Origin of the sequence: Bacillus sp. B25(2016b) (assembly GCF_001679765.1) — a bacterium.
In the GTDB taxonomy this organism is placed as follows: Bacteria; Bacillota; Bacilli; order Bacillales; family Bacillaceae_G; genus Bacillus_A; species Bacillus_A thuringiensis_K.
The window spans coordinates 4,845,895-4,863,359 of record NZ_CP016285.1 but is presented as its reverse complement, the minus strand read 5'-3'; the positions used below and the strand labels follow the sequence as shown (position 1 = coordinate 4,863,359).

Sequence of the window (17,465 nt, the reverse complement as noted above, 5' to 3'; positions counted from 1 at the left end):
GGAAATATATGTTTAAATGGCTCAAGCCAGCACCTGCAATTGAAAGATTGCCAGCGGATATGATCGACCGTGTATATCGATTACTACGTATTCGTGTGTTAATCGGGATTTCAGTTGGATATGCTGCTTATTATTTAGTTCGTAGTAACTTTACGTTATCAAGTACGTATTTAGTACAGCTGAAATTGGTCTAATAGGTTCAGTAATGGCAATTGTTTATGGATTTAGTAAATTCTTTATGGGGAATTTATCAGATAAAGCTTTCGCCCAGCGCTTTATCGCAGTCGGTTTATTCTTATCAGGGCTTGTAAATATTTGTTTCGGCTTTGCATCATCATTTGGGATGATTGTTACATTACTTGTTGTTAACGGTATTGTACAAGGTATGGGAGCACCACCTTGTAGTATTGTTATGACGAAATGGTTTTCGAAGAAAGAACGTGGTACGAAAACAAGTCTTTGGAATATTTCACATAACGTTGGTGGAATGCTTGTGCCACCACTTGTCGGAATTGGTGTAGGTATTTTCGGTGAAAATCATTGGCAAGGCGGCGTGTTTATTTTCCCTGCGATTATCGCAATGGTAATTGCAGTACTTGTTTGGATCAATGCGAAGGATACACCAGAAACTGAAGGTCTTCCTCCAATTGATGAGTATCGTAATGACTATGAAAATCTTGAAAAAGTAGATAATACTAACAAGATGTCTCCAAAAGAAATTTTAATGAAGTATGTAGTGAAAAATAAATTTGTGTGGTTCTTATGTATTGCGAATGCTTTTGTTTATTTAATTCGTTTCGGTGTTATTAACTGGGTTCCACTTTATTTAACGACAGTTAAAGGATTTTCAAAAGCAGAAGCGCATGCGGCATATGAAATCTTTGAAGGTATGGCAATTCCAAGTTCATTAATCGTTGGTTTTTTAAGTGATAAATTATTTAAAGGAAAACGTATGCCATTATGTATTATTAGTATGGTTGGAGTTGTTGTTGGTACATTTATATATTGGTAAGCAACTAGCGTACTTGTTGTAAGTATTGCAGTTTCTATTATCGGTTGTTTAATTTATGTACTACAGTTCTTAATCGGTTTAATTGCGATGGAATTAGTACCGAAATTTGCAGTAGGTACGACAGTTGGTATGTGTGGTCTATTCGGTTATGTAGGCGGAAGTCTTGTAGCTAACGCAGCAATTGGTGTTATTGTTGATAGTTCTGGCTGGGATGGTTGTTTCATCTTACTATTAACAGGTGCGGTTTTATCAACAATTTTCTTATTTATTGTTCAACGTGGACATGAGAGAAAAGATCCTAAAGTAGCGTAATATTTTGTTTGAAAAAGCTATCCAATTGTGATTGGATAGCTTTTATATTAGAAAAACAAACAGTATGTAAAATTGCAGTTTAATATGTAAATGATTTTTATTACTTAATATAATTTTTTTAGATTCCATAAACCAAATAGATACATGGTTGTACCAAAAAATCCGCCAGCGCAGCCCCAAAGCATAACATCAAATAAAGAAATAGAGATTTCTTCTGAACCTACATAGGGAAGAATATAATTCATAAAAACAAACATTTGAAAGCCCCAAAGCACACCTGCTTTTAAGCCAGCTTTTCTTAATTTTTTCTTGTGTTGTAAATATTCTTCTTTTGTTGCACATTCAGTCTCATTTAAACCTTTTTTCTTAAATTTAAAGGTTAAATAGTTAGCGTAAATCATATTAGATAGAAAAATAAATATAGTTCCTATAGATATTGTATGGTTCATAGTATCAACAAGTAACATAATAAGCATTACCAACATATTTAACCACCACAAACCAATTCCAGCTAAAGATAGCTCTTTATTGATTTCTTGTTTTTGATATTCATCTCTCTCACTCAATGTTCCAACAAAACTATTATAAACTCTTTCTTTCCATTCAATTTTCATCATTTAATCTCCCTCCCAAAATAGACTGTTTAAATCTGTTTTTAGTGCTTTTGCTAATTCGATACATAAGGCTAAAGAAGGGTTATATTTATTATTTTCAATTAAATTTATTGTCTGTCTCGCCACGTTAACTTTTTTAGCTAACTCTAGCTGCGATAGCCCTTCAAATTTTCGATATTGTTTAACGTTATTCAAATATAACCCTCCCATTTATGGTTGTAGATCTCGTGTACCAAAATGTCATTTATATGTGACATTTTATAATTGAATAAATGAAATGTCAAATATATATGACAAAAATGACAATAGTACAATTAGGAAAATGATTTTAATAATTTATCTTGGTAAGAAGTTTATTAATAAAAGATGGCTTACATTCATATAGAAAGTACTTGAAAATTCAATTTAAATTATCCTTTTTCCTTTCCTTAAATCTATCTTAAAAGATATAATGTCATATTTCTAATCATTGGAATTTTTGTTACAATATAAATGGATGTGTAAAACTTTGTAAAAAGATTGTAATAATATACAATTTATTTTCAGAAAGTTTTATACAATTATGGTATTTATTAAACTATTAATTTATAAAGGGAGAGAGAATATGTTACCAAATACGGTTCGTACTCCAAACAAGAAGAAGAAATGGATTATTATTGGGGTTATTGCACTAATTGTTATTGTAGCGGCAATTAATATTTTTGTTATGCAAGGTAAGAAGAAGGGTGTATCAACAAATGCTGATGCTGTAAGTTTTGAGAAAGTGACAGAGCGTAAGCTGAATAATACGAAGTTAATTTCTGGTCAGGTGAAGCCTGGTAATATTGAAAGTTTCTATGCAGATCCGGCCAAAGGGAAAGTGAAAGATATTGAGGTGAAAGAGGGGCAAGAGGTAGAAAAAGGTACGAAGTTATTCTCTTATGATAATGAAGAGATTAATCTTCAAATGAAGCAAGCTGAGCTTGATCAGAAGATGGCAGATATGCGTTATGATCAAGGGAAAAAGAAGATTGATTCGTTGAAGAAAGAAATTAAGAAGGCGAAAGATAGCGGAGCTGGAAAAGAAGTAACAGATCCGATGGACGAGCAAGTAAACGAGTTAGAGATAGGACAAAAAACAATTGACCTTGAGAAAGAAAAAGGAAAGTTGCAGAAAGAAGAGTTAAGTAAGAAGCAGAAAGAACTTACGATTTATAGCAATTTTGCTGGTGTTGTTCAAAAGTTAGATAAAGATGCGGCACAAAGTTCATCTCAAGCGTTAGGCGGTCAAGGAAAAGCGTTTTTACAAGTAGCTTCTAAAGATCCATTCCAAGTTCAAGGTACGTTAACTGAGCTTCAGAAGTCACAAATTCAAAAAGATCAAACATTCACTGTAACTGCGAAAGCAAATAATAAGAAGAAGTGGACAGGTAAGATTACAGAGGTAAGCGAATTCCCAACGAGCGCAGAGATGGCGCAAGTTGGTGGTATGGGTGAAGCAACTCAAAATATGTCTCAATATACATATAAAGCAAGTCTTGATAGCCAAGACGGTTTATCTCCAGGTTATCACGTTTCTCTGCAAGTAAATTTAGAGAATAAGACGATGATTGCTGTTCCAAGTAAAAGCATTGTAGAAAAAGGCGATGATGCATTTGTTTATGTTGAGGAAAAAGGGAAGCTTCGTAAACAAAATGTGAAAAAAGGTTCTACTGATGGAGACTGGACAGAGGTTGTAGAAGGCGTAACAGTGGGGCAAAAGGTGGTTAAAAATCCTTCCGACGATGTGTATGACGGAATGGAAGTGAAAGAGAAATGATTACGTTAAATAATATTGCTAAAACGTATTATCAAGGAAAATTGGCGGTGCCGATTTTGCATGGTATTAGTTTAACGATTCAGAGCGGTGAGTTCGTTTCGATTATGGGACCGTCTGGTTCTGGTAAGTCGACGCTTATGAATATTATCGGTTGTTTAGATCGTCCAACAGAAGGCGAATATATGCTGAATGACGTGAATATCTTAACAGCAGATGAGTCGAAGCTTGCTTTAATTCGTAATGAATATATTGGCTTTGTATTCCAGCATTTTAATTTACTACCTCGTCTGTCAGCGGTGGAAAATGTTGAGCTTCCGCTCGTATATGGTGGCGTGAAGAAAGCGGAGCGTCGCAAGCGTGCTTTGGAGGCGTTAGGTAAAGTTGGATTGGCAGATCGCGTGCATCATTTACCAAATGAGTTATCAGGTGGACAGAAGCAGCGTGTAGCGATTGCAAGAGCGATTACAAATAACCCAACGTTCATTATGGCCGATGAACCGACTGGTGCACTTGATACGAAGTCTGGTGAGCAAGTTATGGATATTTTCACGAAGCTTAATGCAGAAGGTACGACGATTGTTATGGTTACGCATGAAGAGGAAGTGGCAGCGTATTCTTCCCGCCGCATTGTACTGCGAGACGGGAAAGTTACAGAAGATAGAAGGTGTGCGGTATGAGTTTATTAGATAGTATAAAAATTGCCCTATCTTCTATTTTAGCTCATAAACTGCGTTCAGCTCTTACGATGCTCGGTATTATTATCGGGGTAGGTTCGATTATTACTGTCGTTGCAATTGGGCAAGGCGGGGAAGCGATGCTGAAGTCGAAAATCGCTGGTTCTGGTAATAATCTTATGCCAATTCAATTTAAACCGGATATTAATGATGAGTTCAGTATGGGGGGGCATCAAGTACCGAAATTAACAGAAGAAGATATTATGGAAGTAAAGCAAGTTAAAGATGTTTCTCATGTTATTACGACGAATAATACGATGGAAACAATGGATATTAATGATAAAAAATCAATGATTAATGTTATTGGACTTGATAGTGAGTATTTTGAAGTAAATAAAGTGAAAGTGGTTAAAGGTCGTTCATTAAATGAATCTGATATTTCACAAGGAAATAACGTTGTTATAATTAGTACAAAATCAGAAGAGACGTTATTTAAAGATGAAAATCCAGTAGGGAAAATTATTGAAATGAAAGGACAACCGATGCAAATTATTGGTGTCTATAAATCAGATAATGAATTTATGGGGTTCGAGGCTGAGGAAATGTTAATTCCTCTTACTTTATGGCCTGTTTTATACGGAACGGATGAAATTCAAAGTATCGCCATTCAATCTAAAAACGTAGATAATTTAGAAACGGCAGGGAAAAAAGCTGTTGATGTATTAAATAGTCGTAAACCAAGCGATATTCCAGGTAAATATGAATTGGTGAATTTAAAAGAATTCCAAGAAGGTGTTTCTAAAGTTACTAACATTATGACGATGATCATTGGTGGTATCGCTGGTATTTCATTAGTCGTTGGTGGTATTGGTGTTATGAATATTATGCTTGTATCTGTAACGGAGCGTACACGCGAAATTGGGATACGTAAAGCACTTGGAGCAACACGTAGTAAAATTTTATTACAGTTTTTAATTGAAGCCGTTATGTTAACACTTCTAGGTGGTTTAATCGGAATTGGTCTTGGGTATGGCGGAGCATATATCGTTTCTACATTCGCAAAATGGCCGCCACTCGTTTCATGGGAAGTTGTCGTTGGAGGCGTACTGTTCTCGATGACACTCGGTATTATTTTCGGATTAATTCCAGCAAATAAAGCTGCGAAATTAGATCCAATTGAAGCATTGCGTTATGAGTAATTAATAGTGTAGTAGAACTACACATTACCGTTCTAGTGGGCGGTTCGTAGCCTCTATATGAGGAAGTGAACCGCCCGTTAGAACGGGTTATATAAATAGAAGGAGGCGTTATAATGGAAGCAAATATTAATACGCAAGATATAGGCGTGAAGAAGCCATCATTATTAGGAATGATTACTTCTCCAGGTGAGCAGTTTGAGAGAATGAAGACGAAAAGTCCGGTTTGGGGGGCATTTGTCTTATTTGTTATATTAGGAACGATTATAGCAACAGCAGTGTCTTACTTAACATTAATTAGTACTCCAGAATTGGCAAAAGAATTAAATGGTGAAGCAGGGGCAATGGTAAAAGGATTTACCCTTGGTGGAGGCGCGCTTGTTGGTCTATTAGGAACACCTATAGGTCTCTTTATTGCGGCAGGTTTTTATAAAATTATTATGATGTTTATGAGCAATGATACACCATACATGAAAATATTATCGATTTACTTATATGCTAATCTTGTTTATTATATCGGCGGATTGTTAAATGCAGGATTAGGCTTTATTTTTGATGGAAATGGCACTGATGTTTATACAAGTTTAGCTCCTTTATTTGAACAAGGGACAGTAGCACATGGAATTGCCTCTTCAATTGAAATTTTTAATATTTGGAGCCTCATTCTAACAGGACTAGGCTTACACATTGTAGCTGGTTTAAGTAAGAAACAAGCTACGATTTTAATTGTAATCTTCTTTATCCTAACAATTGCATTAGGCGTTGTAAGAGGTTTAGTAAGCGGCTTTGGTGCATAACATATTATTTTAAAAAGGTGACTCTTTAAAGGAGTCACCTTTTTTATTTTTACCCCTATTTCAAATACCACCAACAAAATTTCAAATACTAGCTGGTGTAATTTCAAATTCCGTCGGTAGTATTTGAATTTACTCACGGTGAAATCTTTTCTTTCTTTTTATATTGTGAAGGTACCGCGGAATACTAGAAAGGTATACCTTTTAGAAACGGGTACTGTGTGAAGCCAGCGACTTTTAAAGAGGCAGTTGTTTTGTATGAAGGGATGATTGTAAATCAAATAAAGAAATTAGGTATTCGTAAAGATTATGAAGAGTATTATCAATGTGGTTTAATTGGTCTTTGGCATGCGTATGAAAGATTTGATGCAAAGAAGGGATGTTTCCCTGCATATGCAGTTGTAACGGTGCGAGGTTATATATTAGAGAGATTGAAGAAAGAGTTCGCAGTGCAGGAGAGATGTGTATGTGTAGGAGAGTATGAGGATATCTTTCATTTTGAGGATGTTGAAATAAGAGTGAAGGATTTTATGAGCGTGTTAGATGAGAAGGAGAAGTATATTATTTTTGAACGTTTTTTTGTAGGGAAGACGATGGGAGAAATCGCTTTAGAGACGGAAATGACATATTATCAAGTAAGATGGATGTATCGGCAAGCAATCGAGAAAATGCGAGATAGTGTAAAAGGATAAAAATAGAAAATAGAATGGAAGGTAAGGAAATACTACCTTCCATTCTATTTGTTATTAAGGTGATGAATCTTGCATGTTCATTTGGGATAATACATATCCAGCTTTCCATAATTGCTGGCTTAACTTATGGGGACTAATTTGTATCGTTACGGTAGCTCCATTTGAAAAATGAATTTTAGCTTGTTTAGCTTTTTTGAAAAACTCTATTGTATGAACATGTTTGAAGAAAAGCCAAATACAATTTGGAGAAGCAGGAGATTCTGTTGGGAAAGCACAAATATATTCTCTATGATTGATCGGAATTGGAACGTTTTGTTTGAATTTAAATTTTGTTTTTACAGCATTACGTCTCCCTTGATAAGTAGAATGAATATTTGTTAGACAAGATTTCTGTATAAGTTGGAGAGCAGTTTGACAGGAGTAAAGATGGTTTCCGCTACTGTCGATAATTTTTGTACGGTAATAAGGGTGTTTACATGGTTCAAGCATCATTGTAGAACTAGAAATAAAAATGTTGTTTTCATTATCCATAATTCTATAGCCCCCCTTATAATTTTTATTCCGAGTATAATTATATATAAATTAAGTAAATTTACTGTTAATATTCTATTTCATATTGTAAATTTTGGCTATTCGTTTACAATCAATAGGTGATAGTCTTTCTAATTTGCATCGCTTGTACATATATATGAAAATAGAAAAGAGTAGGCGGTGATATAGTATGAAGAAAAAGTATATTATTATGGCTTTAGTTGTCGTTCTCCTAGTATATTTAGCAAACAGTAATCCGAGTAAGGGAGAATATACAGAATGGGCAGCGAAGCAGTTTATGAAGCGAAATGATGTGAGTAAGAAGCTAGATGAAGTTCAAAAAGAGAATGAAGAGGGTCTCCTTGGCGACTTGGCATCGGCCGGTAAAAAGTTAGCTAAAAAGTATGTTGAGCCACAAGTTGGGTTATTAATTGATCATTATACGAAGCGAAATGATTATATATTCTTCTCAACATATACGACTGAGTTTGATATAGGTGAAGAACATTATAAGTACGTATGCGTCGGTTTCTCAAAGATTTTTATTCCGATTGAAATGCCGAAGAAAAAAGACGAATCTGCAAAATGATGCAGATTCGTCTTTTTCATTTTATAGAGTAATGGGAACTTCAGATACATTTTTTTCTACAAGGCGAGCTCCCTTTTTTCTTGTATTTTCATCAATGGATGAAAATACAGATGAGGCAAGGATTGTATCCATTACTTGATTTACGACTTGTGCATCGATTGGTGTGATGGGCGTATCGATAGAAAAAACGACTGTTTTTCCATCTTCTTTCGCGAAAATCAACTCTAGTACTTGCATGTGTTATTCCCTCCTTTGTATTTATCCCGCTATTTACGAGATTTGGGTCTGCCGGTTAAATTGTGGGCTAATAATCAGCGGGGATGAATAAAATCCCCACTGATCCGAGTTTTACTTTATAGTTTAGAAAGATCTGATGTGCTTACAAGTTGTACAGCGTGAAGTGGTGATGCTTGTAAGGAAGCTAGAGCATGAGCTACATTGTGTACTTGATCTAAGCTCGCATTTGTTTTAACACGTTTAAATTGTTTGCTCTTGAAAACTGTTTTGCCGTTCTTATCTAATCCGTTGTTTAAGACAAGACGTAAAGTTAAATCCATTACGATTGTTTCAATTGCCATGTGTATCACCTCCTTTCACTTTATAAATAGGATGCAAATGTCATGTTTTGGCGTGAAATTTTTTCTTTTTTTTGGTACCCTTAAAAGATTAAGAGAGGAGAATTCTGGATAATGAATCGTAAATGGTTATTTTGGATTCCTGTATTACTATGGATGGGGCTGATTTTCTATTCTTCGGCACAACCATATAAAAAGCAGGATATGCGTTCAGATATTGAACAATATGTAAATGTTGAATTTGTGAAAGAGCATTTTTCATGGGTATCTATCGATTATGGTGGAGGAACCCCGGTTAGTATTGCGAATAAAGGTGTAGGCGGATTTATTGAGTTTTTCCTTCGTAAAGGTGCTCATTTTATGGTGTTCTTTATGCTAGGTTCATTGATTTATTACGCTTTTCATCGATCAGGTTATTCGAGGAAAAGATGTTTTATATATGCCCTTCTTTTCGTTGCGGGTTATGCAACATTTGATGAAATTCACCAATGGTATACGGGAGACCGTACACCAATGTGGCAAGATTCATTGCTTGATACGTGCGGCGGGTTAACGGGGATTATAATAAGTAATTGGTTTTGGAATAGAAAAAAGCGCTAATCTCATTTCGAGATTAGCGCTTTTTTTGCGGGTAGTAAAACTCTACGTAATTAGCCTAATTAAAGTTTCACTTTATACACCAAGTAATTCTTTTAGTTCGTCTGTTGATAGTTCAGTCATCCAACTATCGCTTGTGATGACTGCATTGTTTAGAGATTGTTTTCTTTCTAGCATTTCATCAATTTTTTCTTCTAATGTTCCTGTTGTAATGAGTTTGTGAACATGAACAAATCGTTTTTGACCAATACGATATGCGCGGTCTGTTGCTTGATTTTCCACAGCTGGGTTCCACCAACGATCGTAGTGAATGACATGGTTGGCAGCGGTTAAGTTTAATCCTGTTCCGCCAGCTTTTAAGGATAAGATAAAAATGTCATACGTTCCGTTTTGGAACTCCTCAATCATCTTGTCGCGATCTTTTTTCGGTACACTACCGTTTAAGAAGAGAACACGCTGGCCGAATTTTTCTTCTAGCACACGTTTTAGCATGTTTCCCATGCCGATGTACTGAGTGAAGATGAGGCAACTTTCATTTTGATCTTTTATATTTTCGATGAGCTCCATTAACGTTTTTGTTTTCATAGAGCGTTCAACGACATTTTGTGGTTCTTCTTCTTTTAAATAAAGAGCAGGATGATTACAAATTTGTTTTAGCTTGTTCAACATAAGTAATATAAAGCCGCGTCTTTCAATTCCGCTTAATCCTTCTACATTTTGCAGTGTATCTTGAACAAGTTGTTCATATAAGGAAGCTTGTTCACCAGTAAGAGGACAGTAAGCTTTTTGTTCTTGTTTATCTGGTAAATTTAATGCGACTGTTTGATCTTTCTTCGTTCGGCGCAGTAAAAATGGTGAGATAAACCGTTGAACTTGCTGGATTTTTCCTTCATCACGATCTTTTTCAATCGGTGTGACGAAGCGGCGTTGGAATTGTCCTAAGCTTCCGAGATATCCATGATTAATAAAGTCGAAAATGGACCAAAGTTCAGCGAGGCGATTTTCCATTGGTGTACCAGTTAAAGCGATTTTGTGATTTGCCTGCAAGTTTCGTACTGCTTTCGACTGTTTCGTATGTGGGTTCTTAATATTTTGTGCTTCATCCAAAATAACAGCATCCCAGCATAATGAAGTCAGTTCTTCCTCATCGAGTTGAGCCAATGCATAAGATGTTAATACAACATCTGCTGATTGAAGGAAATCTTTAAATGAATTGCCCTTATCTCTATTACTTCCGTAATGTAATTGGACACGTAAATTTGGTGCGAAACGCTCAAATTCCTTTTGCCAATTTCCAAGAACAGATGTCGGCGCTACGATTAATGCAGGGCCTGTTTTGAGATTGTTTTCTTTTATATATAGTAAGTAAGAGATTGTTTGAATACTTTTCCCGAGTCCCATATCGTCAGCTAGCAATGCTCCAAATCCAAGCTTTCGTAAATATAATAACCATTCAATACCGTGTTGTTGATACGGACGAAGTGTTGCGTTTAGTGAAGTAGGGACATCTACCTTTGGAATATCTCCAATATGAAGCAGCTTTTGGAATAATTCCTCATAATATCCATCTAGTTCGATTTCAATATCAGTAAACGGACTATCATCTTCTACAATTTCTGTTTCAGCCGTATTTGATAAATGTTGCTGCAGGACATCTTTCATCTCTAGTCCGTACTTATCGGCACGGTTCATGAGTTTCCTTACTTCTTCGATAAAGGCTGGATCTAGTCGCATCCATTGACCGTTTATATTAAATAGACGTTTGTTTTGTTCAACGAGCTCGAAAAATTCGCTTTCTGATAAATCAATGCCGTTCGTCGAAATGCGCCAGTCAAAATTAACGAGCGTATTCATACCGAAGAACGATTGTGTTTGTGCTGTATTTTGCTTCAACTGGACACGTAATTTCGGTTTTGTTGCTTTTAAATTTTGCCACCATGATGGTAGTAAAATTGTAATGCCGGCTGCAAGTAATTCGTTGCTTGCATCTGTTAAGAAGTTCCAAGCTTCTGTTTCAAAGAGCTCATTTCGGAATATATCTCCTTCTTTTAACCACGGTATGAGCTTACTAAAACCTTCTTGTGTTTCTGTAATCCGTTCTTCGTAATCGTGCCATCTTTTCGGTAAGGAATCGATGTTTTCATATACATATATGCGATGCGCCCCGCGCTTTGGTGTCACAATTGTTTCAAGCTTCCACATTTCAAATTCTTCTTGTGGTTCTTGTAGTCTTAGTCCGATTGTAAACGGAAGATCATCTTCAATATAACCAATTTTTCGAAGCCAATCTTCTTCATGTAGTGCTGTTTCCAATTGTCTTTTCGTAAAGTCGTAATGTTCATATAGCCTTTTAGCATCTTCCCAGCCGTCATTTGAGCGATTATCTTGTAATATGCTTTCATTAACTGCTGCTGAGAAAAGAGATGCTAATGTGTCATCTTCAATTGGTGTATTTTGAACTTTCCAAGATGGCTGTTTAGGCCAATGATTCATATCTGGTACGAAGCTACCACTTGTAAAGGCGTTCCATAATTCATTTGCATCTTTTGTAAGTGCTGTAATAGGTCCGTTTATGTGCATATGTGCAAATGAATTCATTGGTTTGTTTGCAATGTATTCAAAGGCTTGTGCATTTGTTAGTAGCACACCTTGTTTTCCTTCGAAGGTTGCTTCTTTTAGAGAAGTACCGTAGAAAGAAGTGGAGTGCCATGTGAATGCATTTCGTTTCCAACTTGTTACGGATAATGGAGTACCGCTGTCATCTTCTCCCCAAAGGAACCAACCTTGACTAACATGCTGGAGCCTAATTGTTACTTCAGTTTGATTGATCATCGATTAATTTTCCTTTCCGTAATTCCTCTTGTAGTGCACGCAGACGTGAATGGAGATTGGCGATGTGAATAATGAAAGCATCCCATTCATCGGTACGTTTTAATCGTTTATACAATGTACGTAATTTCTTTAAGTAACGAACTGCGCGTTTATATGATTTACGATTTCGTTCTTCAATCGCCTCTACAGCAGCAAGATGGTAAAGAGGAAGTGCCACTTCTGGCGCTTCTTTTTCAATATCTTTCAGTGGCTCTTTCAACAGCTCAATTGCTTCAAATCCATATAGGAGATGAAGCTCTGCCCATGTACGATACTGTTTTTTCGCGAGTACGTACTGTTCATAGTTTGTGAAACTATACGGTAATAGTTCTTGTAAGATCATTTCGAAACCAGCTTGTTCATTTGTATGTGTTGCATATGTTTCATACATGATTACAAATAGCCGAACGACATCTTTTATGAAAATCGTATTTTCGTGATCTTGGATCGTTTTCTTTACTTGTTTATACGTAAAGGAAAGCCAGTTTTTTGCACGATCCCAATGCATGGCACTTAATAGTTCTTCTAACCAATAGAAGTATAGACTCACAACAGAAGCAGGCTGTTTTTTTAGTAAGTCCATCGCTAGTAGATCTTCGTCATTTAAAAAGAGAAGATGAGAAGACGCTAACGCTTTGGATAGTGGATTGATTTTCGTATCGATTCGTTTTTCTTCCTCTTGTATGTTTTCTTTATTGTTTAAAAGTTCACTCCATATGTGGCGATAAATGAAAAATCGTTCTTGCGTATAAGCGTCGGTAGAGAAGAATACTTCATGAACAAGACGAGCTGTTTCTTGCAAAATTATTTCAGACTCTGAAGGAATCGCTTCTGATTGTAAGTCCCGAACGATGGATTCCACTTTGTCTACAAATAGGCGAATGACATTAACAGGTTGGTGATAAGAATACGTTTTGTTAGCTTCGAATGCCTGAATTTCTTCTAATAATTTTTGAAAGCAGTACAGTGCTGCGTGTAACCTGAATAATTCATGTATGGCGATGACGCGCGGAGCTTTCCGCTCAAGTTTCGTATAGAAATCTGTAAAGATACTCATAAGAAAATACATTTGTTTATAAGTAAGGCGAGCTTGTTCTTTTTTAAATGATTCATATTCTTTTTCAAAATAAGATTCCCAACTTTTATAATCCGTTTCTTCAAAAGCTGATGATTGCAATACTTGTCTTGCAGTTCGAATAGGAGGAAGGGAAGGTTTCGTATTATTTTTAAATAAAGTTAATACATCTCCTACTTGCCCGAAACTAGACGCTGCAGATAGTAATACAGCGAGCATATGCTCACATTGTGTTGGTGCGAAGCAATCACAATAACTTTCAGCGACGTTACGAATCGGAATATGAACGCTATATACGTTGCCTTCCGCATCTACAGTTCCTGATAGTGTATAACCATCAAAATCAACGTTATAGACAACACCACTACGATATAGGTGCCGAGCTGTAGCGACATGTTCCTGATCAGCTGTTTGCTGTGGATCTAGTCCTTGAACGAACTCATTCGCAATCATCATAATTTCATCTTTCGTAATTGAGTGTTGCAGCATAATATTCCTCCGTACACATATTTCTTTCCTTTACCATTATAAACAAAAAATGCTCAAAACAGAAAAAATGAAATTTGGATTACATAACTTGAAAATCATGGTAATATATAAAATGTTAATTTCGTATATGAATATATACGTATAGGAGGAGAAATAATTTGTCAGATTTACAGACGAAGTTAGGTAGTGGAATGAATAAGTTACAAGAAGGAATAGAACAAGGGAAAATGAAGTTGCAAGTTGCACAAGAAATTGCTCAATTGAAAAAGGGAATGCAAGTGCAAATGCAGAAAAAAGCAGAGGTTCTATTAGAGGTTGGACAGCAAGTGTATGTTCAATTAAGAGGAAGTGGAGTAAATGAAGCGAGCTTAAAAGAAATGATTGCTCCAGTTCAAGAATTTGATGTAGCTATTTATCAAGCAAGAAAGCGCATTGTTGAATTGCAAAAACAACAAGGTGAAAAAGCTACATGTGAATGTGGTGGACCTTTATCAATAAATGATAAGTTTTGTGGTTCATGTGGAAAGCCTAACCCGATGTTAGCAGTAGAAAATGAAGGTGAAACGGTAAATTGTATTTCATGTAATGAGCATATCCATAAAAAATCTACTTACTGTCCAGTTTGTGGAATTAAGCAAAGTGGGGAGTGAATTAAATGTATTGTCGCACATGTGGAAAACAACATGGTGAAGAAGTAAATTATTGCCCAAATGAAGGTAGTATGGAGATTGCAGGAGCTATAGGTGCAGTAACATTAGAAAAAGATACTGCAAAATACTGCAAAGGTTGTGGCAGTGAAAATGCCCAAAAAAATTTATATTGTAAAAAGTGTGGGTATTCTTTATCTGTTGTGAAGAAAAAAGAACAATCTGTAAAATTGCCTACAATGGATGGTGCTCCTAAAGTTGAATTTAAAGCAGATAAAGCCGTTTTACAAAAAGGTTTGATTGGTGGGGCTGTTGCAAGTATTCTCATGTTAATTGCTGGTTGGATTGGTAGTTTATTATTTGCCTCTATGTTAAGTGAGATGTTTAGCAAATTTGCGAAAGAATTAGAAATGTTGCCAAGTTTTTATTCGAGTGCAACTTCTACGATGTTAAGTTATCATTTACTTGGTTTTACAGCTAACGATGATAGTGGATTGATATTTTCTTTATCTTGGCATACTCCATTTACATTATTATTAATCATTCCATTTATTATTTTTGCTGGTACAGGAATTTGGTTAGGGAAACAGCATGTTGCGAAAACGATTAAAGATCAAATCTTTATGGCAGCAACAGTTGGTATTATTTATGGAGTCTTTTTATTCATTATAAGTTTTATAGCATCACAATCTTTTGCAATTCCATTCTCAGAAGCAGGTAAGATTACGGTTGGCTATTCAGCGATTAAGAGTTTATTGAGTGGTTTTGTATGTGGGACATTATTTACGTTATTAGGATTTATTGCTCATACAAGCAAAAACAATATGGCAGCAGCATTTCAAGAGTTAATGCCATATGGAGCGTCTGTTTATTACGGTGTTTCAGCTATGATAAAAGGACTTTTAGTAACAGCAGTAGCGGTTTGTATTATGGCGTTAGTAAGTAAGGAAGATGGTATTGAACCATTAAAAGAAATAACAACTTTAAAATCTGAAAGTACATTATTAGCATTAGAGTTAACACCTCAATTATGGAGTATGGCTCATTTTGCGCCGTTAGAAGTATCAAGTCCAGCACTTAGTAAGGAATTTACTAGAATTGGTAAGAAATCAAATACATATGAGAGCACACTATCGTTTTCATTTATATCAGGCGTCTCTGTAAATGGCGTAGAGCTTAGAGAGATATTGATTTCAAAAGGAGCAAATGAGGAAAGCCTTGCAGAATTTGATAAAGTGAATAACGTATTCCATTACGGTTTATTACTGCTTATTATTCCGTTGTTCTTTATGTTTAGAGCGGGAAGAAAGTTAGCTAAATTACCGACTGCCAATATATATATTACATTAGCGGTATGCAGTGGTTCTTACACAATTATGATGATTGTAATGAATATGATTTCTAAGTTCCAAATTAATGTTTCAGGAACTGTAACAAGTTTATTTGGAACAAGTGGAACAGTACTATCTATGCAAAATTCATTTATATATTTAACTTTGTTTAGTCTTATTGTGACATATGTAGCGGCATTTGCTGGAATGAAATTAGCTAAAAAATAGGAGGAGAGCACGTTGAAGTTTTGTGGAACATGTAAAAAGAATGTTGCAGACCATTTGAACTTTTGTCCTGAGTGTGGGAGTAAAGTAGAAGTAATCGTTGATAACACTGCTGCTTCATATACAGAATTACAAAGCGAGACAAAACCAGTGAAAAGTAAGAAAAATTTATTTTTAATCATTGGTTTTGCCATTATTGCTGCATTATTATTTGGGGCATATAAATTTGGAGCATATAAGTTTTCAAAAGAAAAGCAAGTAAATGTAATGATTGAAGCATTCCAAAAGAAAGATATTAATGCAATTGATGAGTTTGTAAAAGCGAATGATTCAAGCTTAAAGATTAAGACAGAGGATATTAAAGCGTACATGCGTTATTTAAAAGAGAATCCTTCTTACAACAAACAATTACTTTCTTATTTACAGAAAGAGACAGTAGATCAAAAGTTAACAAAAGATAAATCTTCATTTAAGGACGGGGAAATAGTAGAAGAGGGAAAAGAGTGGTTCTTATATCCAAAGTATAAGTTCAGCATGAAATCTTATTATATGAGCGTTAGTACAACTGCAAAAAACGCAGAAATATATGTGAATGACAAAAAAGAAACAGAGCTTTCTAGTGATAAAACTTCGAAAGAGTTGGGGCCATACTTCCCAGGTACATATGTTGTAAAGGCAACGGCGAAGACAGAACTTACTGAATTAGAAACAGAGAAAGAAGTAGATTTAGCGGATGAACAGAGCGAGAAGGTGAAAGTGGATTTATCGCTTGAAGGCAAGTATGTAAGTATTTCTTCTGATGAAAGTGATGCAACTGTATTTGTGAATGGGAAAAAACGTGGAAAATTAAATTATGGAAGTTATAAGCTTGGCCCTGTATCCACAGATGAAACAGTAGAAGTACATTTAGAGAAAACTACTGATTTTGGTGTGATGAAATCTGAAAGTGTTAAAATTGGAGACCAAAGCACGTATTACTTAAAATTCCCGAAAGAAACATCAAGTTCAGCAGTGGGCGAATTTGTAAGAAATCATATTTATGATAACGTACGTGCAATTTCATTAAATGATTTTAGTTTAATTGAAAATAATTATGATAAGAGCGGGAAATCGTATAAGGAAGACCGTGATTATATACAGTATTTACACAAAAAAGGAATTACAGAAGACTTATTAACGATGGAAGTTCGTAATGTAGAGCGTCAAAGTGCTACGAAATATAAAGTAACGACATATGAAGAGTATCATATTCGTTACGGTGATGGATCTGTGAAGTTCAAAAGTTTTAATAACGAACATATTGTAACTGTGAATGGAAATGGAAAGATGTTGTATCATTCTCTTGGTGCAAATAATACGTTGAAATCAGAAGATGTATCTGGTCCAACTCGTTAATATGAGAGAGGCTGTTCAATATTGAACAGCCTCTTTATTTTGTAGCTA

The 17,465-nt window shown here is 35.4% G+C and carries 17 protein-coding genes and 1 pseudogene; 11 read left to right on the top strand and 7 right to left on the bottom strand.

What is annotated here, in order from left to right; all coding sequences use genetic code 11:
• Window positions 1–8 precede the first annotated feature (8 nt).
• Window positions 9–1,324 (top strand): annotated as a pseudogene (locus BAQ53_RS24935) (MFS transporter).
• A gap of 104 nt (window positions 1,325–1,428) precedes the next feature.
• Here the strand turns inward: BAQ53_RS24935 and BAQ53_RS24930 are convergent.
• Window positions 1,429–1,941, bottom strand: a complete 513-nt coding sequence (locus tag BAQ53_RS24930; RefSeq protein ID WP_208906372.1) for a DUF3278 domain-containing protein — start codon at window positions 1,939–1,941, stop codon at window positions 1,429–1,431.
• Window positions 1,942–2,133 (bottom strand): helix-turn-helix transcriptional regulator, encoded by a 192-nt coding sequence (locus BAQ53_RS24925; RefSeq protein ID WP_064476148.1) that lies wholly within the window; start codon window positions 2,131–2,133, stop codon window positions 1,942–1,944.
• A gap of 409 nt (window positions 2,134–2,542) precedes the next feature.
• Here BAQ53_RS24925 and BAQ53_RS24920 point away from each other — a divergent pair, with 409 nt between their 5' ends.
• The 5 genes from BAQ53_RS24920 (at window position 2,543) to BAQ53_RS24900 (ending at window position 7,092) form a co-directional block, all read left to right on the top strand.
• Window positions 2,543–3,736: an efflux RND transporter periplasmic adaptor subunit gene (locus tag BAQ53_RS24920; protein ID WP_208906371.1), complete on the top strand. Its 1,194-nt coding sequence runs from the start codon at window positions 2,543–2,545 to the stop codon at window positions 3,734–3,736.
• Window positions 3,733–4,413: an ABC transporter ATP-binding protein gene (locus tag BAQ53_RS24915; RefSeq protein WP_208906370.1), complete on the top strand. Its 681-nt coding sequence runs from the start codon at window positions 3,733–3,735 to the stop codon at window positions 4,411–4,413. Before BAQ53_RS24920 ends, BAQ53_RS24915 begins: the two co-directional genes overlap by 4 nt.
• On the top strand, window positions 4,410–5,609 hold the full coding sequence (locus BAQ53_RS24910) for an ABC transporter permease (protein WP_208906369.1): 1,200 nt from the start codon (window positions 4,410–4,412) through the stop codon (window positions 5,607–5,609). The genes BAQ53_RS24915 and BAQ53_RS24910 overlap by 4 nt, the downstream gene beginning before the upstream one ends.
• 113 nt (window positions 5,610–5,722) lie before the next feature.
• Window positions 5,723–6,403 (top strand): YknW family membrane protein, encoded by a 681-nt coding sequence (gene yknW / locus BAQ53_RS24905; RefSeq protein ID WP_208906368.1) that lies wholly within the window; start codon window positions 5,723–5,725, stop codon window positions 6,401–6,403.
• Window positions 6,404–6,621: 218 nt separating this feature from the next.
• Window positions 6,622–7,092: a sigma-70 family RNA polymerase sigma factor gene (locus BAQ53_RS24900; protein ID WP_208906367.1), complete on the top strand. Its 471-nt coding sequence runs from the start codon at window positions 6,622–6,624 to the stop codon at window positions 7,090–7,092.
• A gap of 54 nt (window positions 7,093–7,146) precedes the next feature.
• Here the strand turns inward: BAQ53_RS24900 and BAQ53_RS24895 are convergent, their stop codons facing one another.
• Window positions 7,147–7,623: a competence protein ComK gene (locus BAQ53_RS24895; RefSeq protein WP_000368309.1), complete on the bottom strand. Its 477-nt coding sequence runs from the start codon at window positions 7,621–7,623 to the stop codon at window positions 7,147–7,149.
• A 190-nt stretch (window positions 7,624–7,813) separates the two neighbouring features.
• Here BAQ53_RS24895 and BAQ53_RS24890 point away from each other — a divergent pair, with 190 nt between their 5' ends.
• Window positions 7,814–8,212: a DUF4359 domain-containing protein gene (locus BAQ53_RS24890; protein ID WP_000731405.1), complete on the top strand. Its 399-nt coding sequence runs from the start codon at window positions 7,814–7,816 to the stop codon at window positions 8,210–8,212.
• 21 nt (window positions 8,213–8,233) lie between these two features.
• On the opposite strand, the gene BAQ53_RS24885 is transcribed toward BAQ53_RS24890, so the two are convergent.
• Together BAQ53_RS24885 and BAQ53_RS24880 are read right to left on the bottom strand one after the other, a co-directional pair.
• A complete protein-coding gene (locus tag BAQ53_RS24885; RefSeq protein ID WP_001197593.1) occupies window positions 8,234–8,449 on the bottom strand; it encodes a DUF2922 domain-containing protein in 216 nt (71 codons plus the stop codon).
• A gap of 116 nt (window positions 8,450–8,565) precedes the next feature.
• Window positions 8,566–8,790, bottom strand: a complete 225-nt coding sequence (locus BAQ53_RS24880) for a DUF1659 domain-containing protein (protein WP_000963861.1) — start codon at window positions 8,788–8,790, stop codon at window positions 8,566–8,568.
• Between the two features lie 111 nt (window positions 8,791–8,901).
• On the opposite strand from BAQ53_RS24880, the gene BAQ53_RS24875 reads away from it, so the two are divergent.
• On the top strand, window positions 8,902–9,387 hold the full coding sequence (locus BAQ53_RS24875; RefSeq protein ID WP_001080709.1) for a VanZ family protein: 486 nt from the start codon (window positions 8,902–8,904) through the stop codon (window positions 9,385–9,387).
• Between the two features lie 72 nt (window positions 9,388–9,459).
• On the opposite strand, the gene BAQ53_RS24870 is transcribed toward BAQ53_RS24875, so the two are convergent.
• Window positions 9,460–12,216, bottom strand: a complete 2,757-nt coding sequence (locus BAQ53_RS24870; protein ID WP_208906366.1) for a DEAD/DEAH box helicase — start codon at window positions 12,214–12,216, stop codon at window positions 9,460–9,462.
• Window positions 12,200–13,819, bottom strand: coding sequence for an SWIM zinc finger family protein (locus tag BAQ53_RS24865; protein ID WP_074593717.1), 1,620 nt, complete (start codon window positions 13,817–13,819; stop codon window positions 12,200–12,202). The genes BAQ53_RS24870 and BAQ53_RS24865 overlap by 17 nt, the downstream gene beginning before the upstream one ends.
• A 158-nt stretch (window positions 13,820–13,977) precedes the next feature.
• Between BAQ53_RS24865 and BAQ53_RS24860 the strand changes: the two genes are divergently transcribed.
• Genes BAQ53_RS24860 through BAQ53_RS24850 form a run of 3 tightly spaced genes read left to right on the top strand, consistent with a single transcriptional unit; the run spans window position 13,978 to window position 17,417 of the window.
• Entirely contained in the window at window positions 13,978–14,469 is a 492-nt protein-coding gene (locus BAQ53_RS24860) for a zinc ribbon domain-containing protein (RefSeq protein ID WP_208906365.1), read from the top strand.
• Between the two features lie 5 nt (window positions 14,470–14,474).
• Entirely contained in the window at window positions 14,475–16,025 is a 1,551-nt protein-coding gene (locus tag BAQ53_RS24855) for a zinc ribbon domain-containing protein (protein WP_208906364.1), read from the top strand.
• 12 nt (window positions 16,026–16,037) lie between these two features.
• The gene (locus BAQ53_RS24850) at window positions 16,038–17,417 is read left to right on the top strand and encodes a zinc ribbon domain-containing protein (protein WP_000666886.1); all 1,380 of its coding nucleotides are present in this window, start codon (window positions 16,038–16,040) and stop codon (window positions 17,415–17,417) included.
• Window positions 17,418–17,465: the final 48 nt, after the last annotated feature.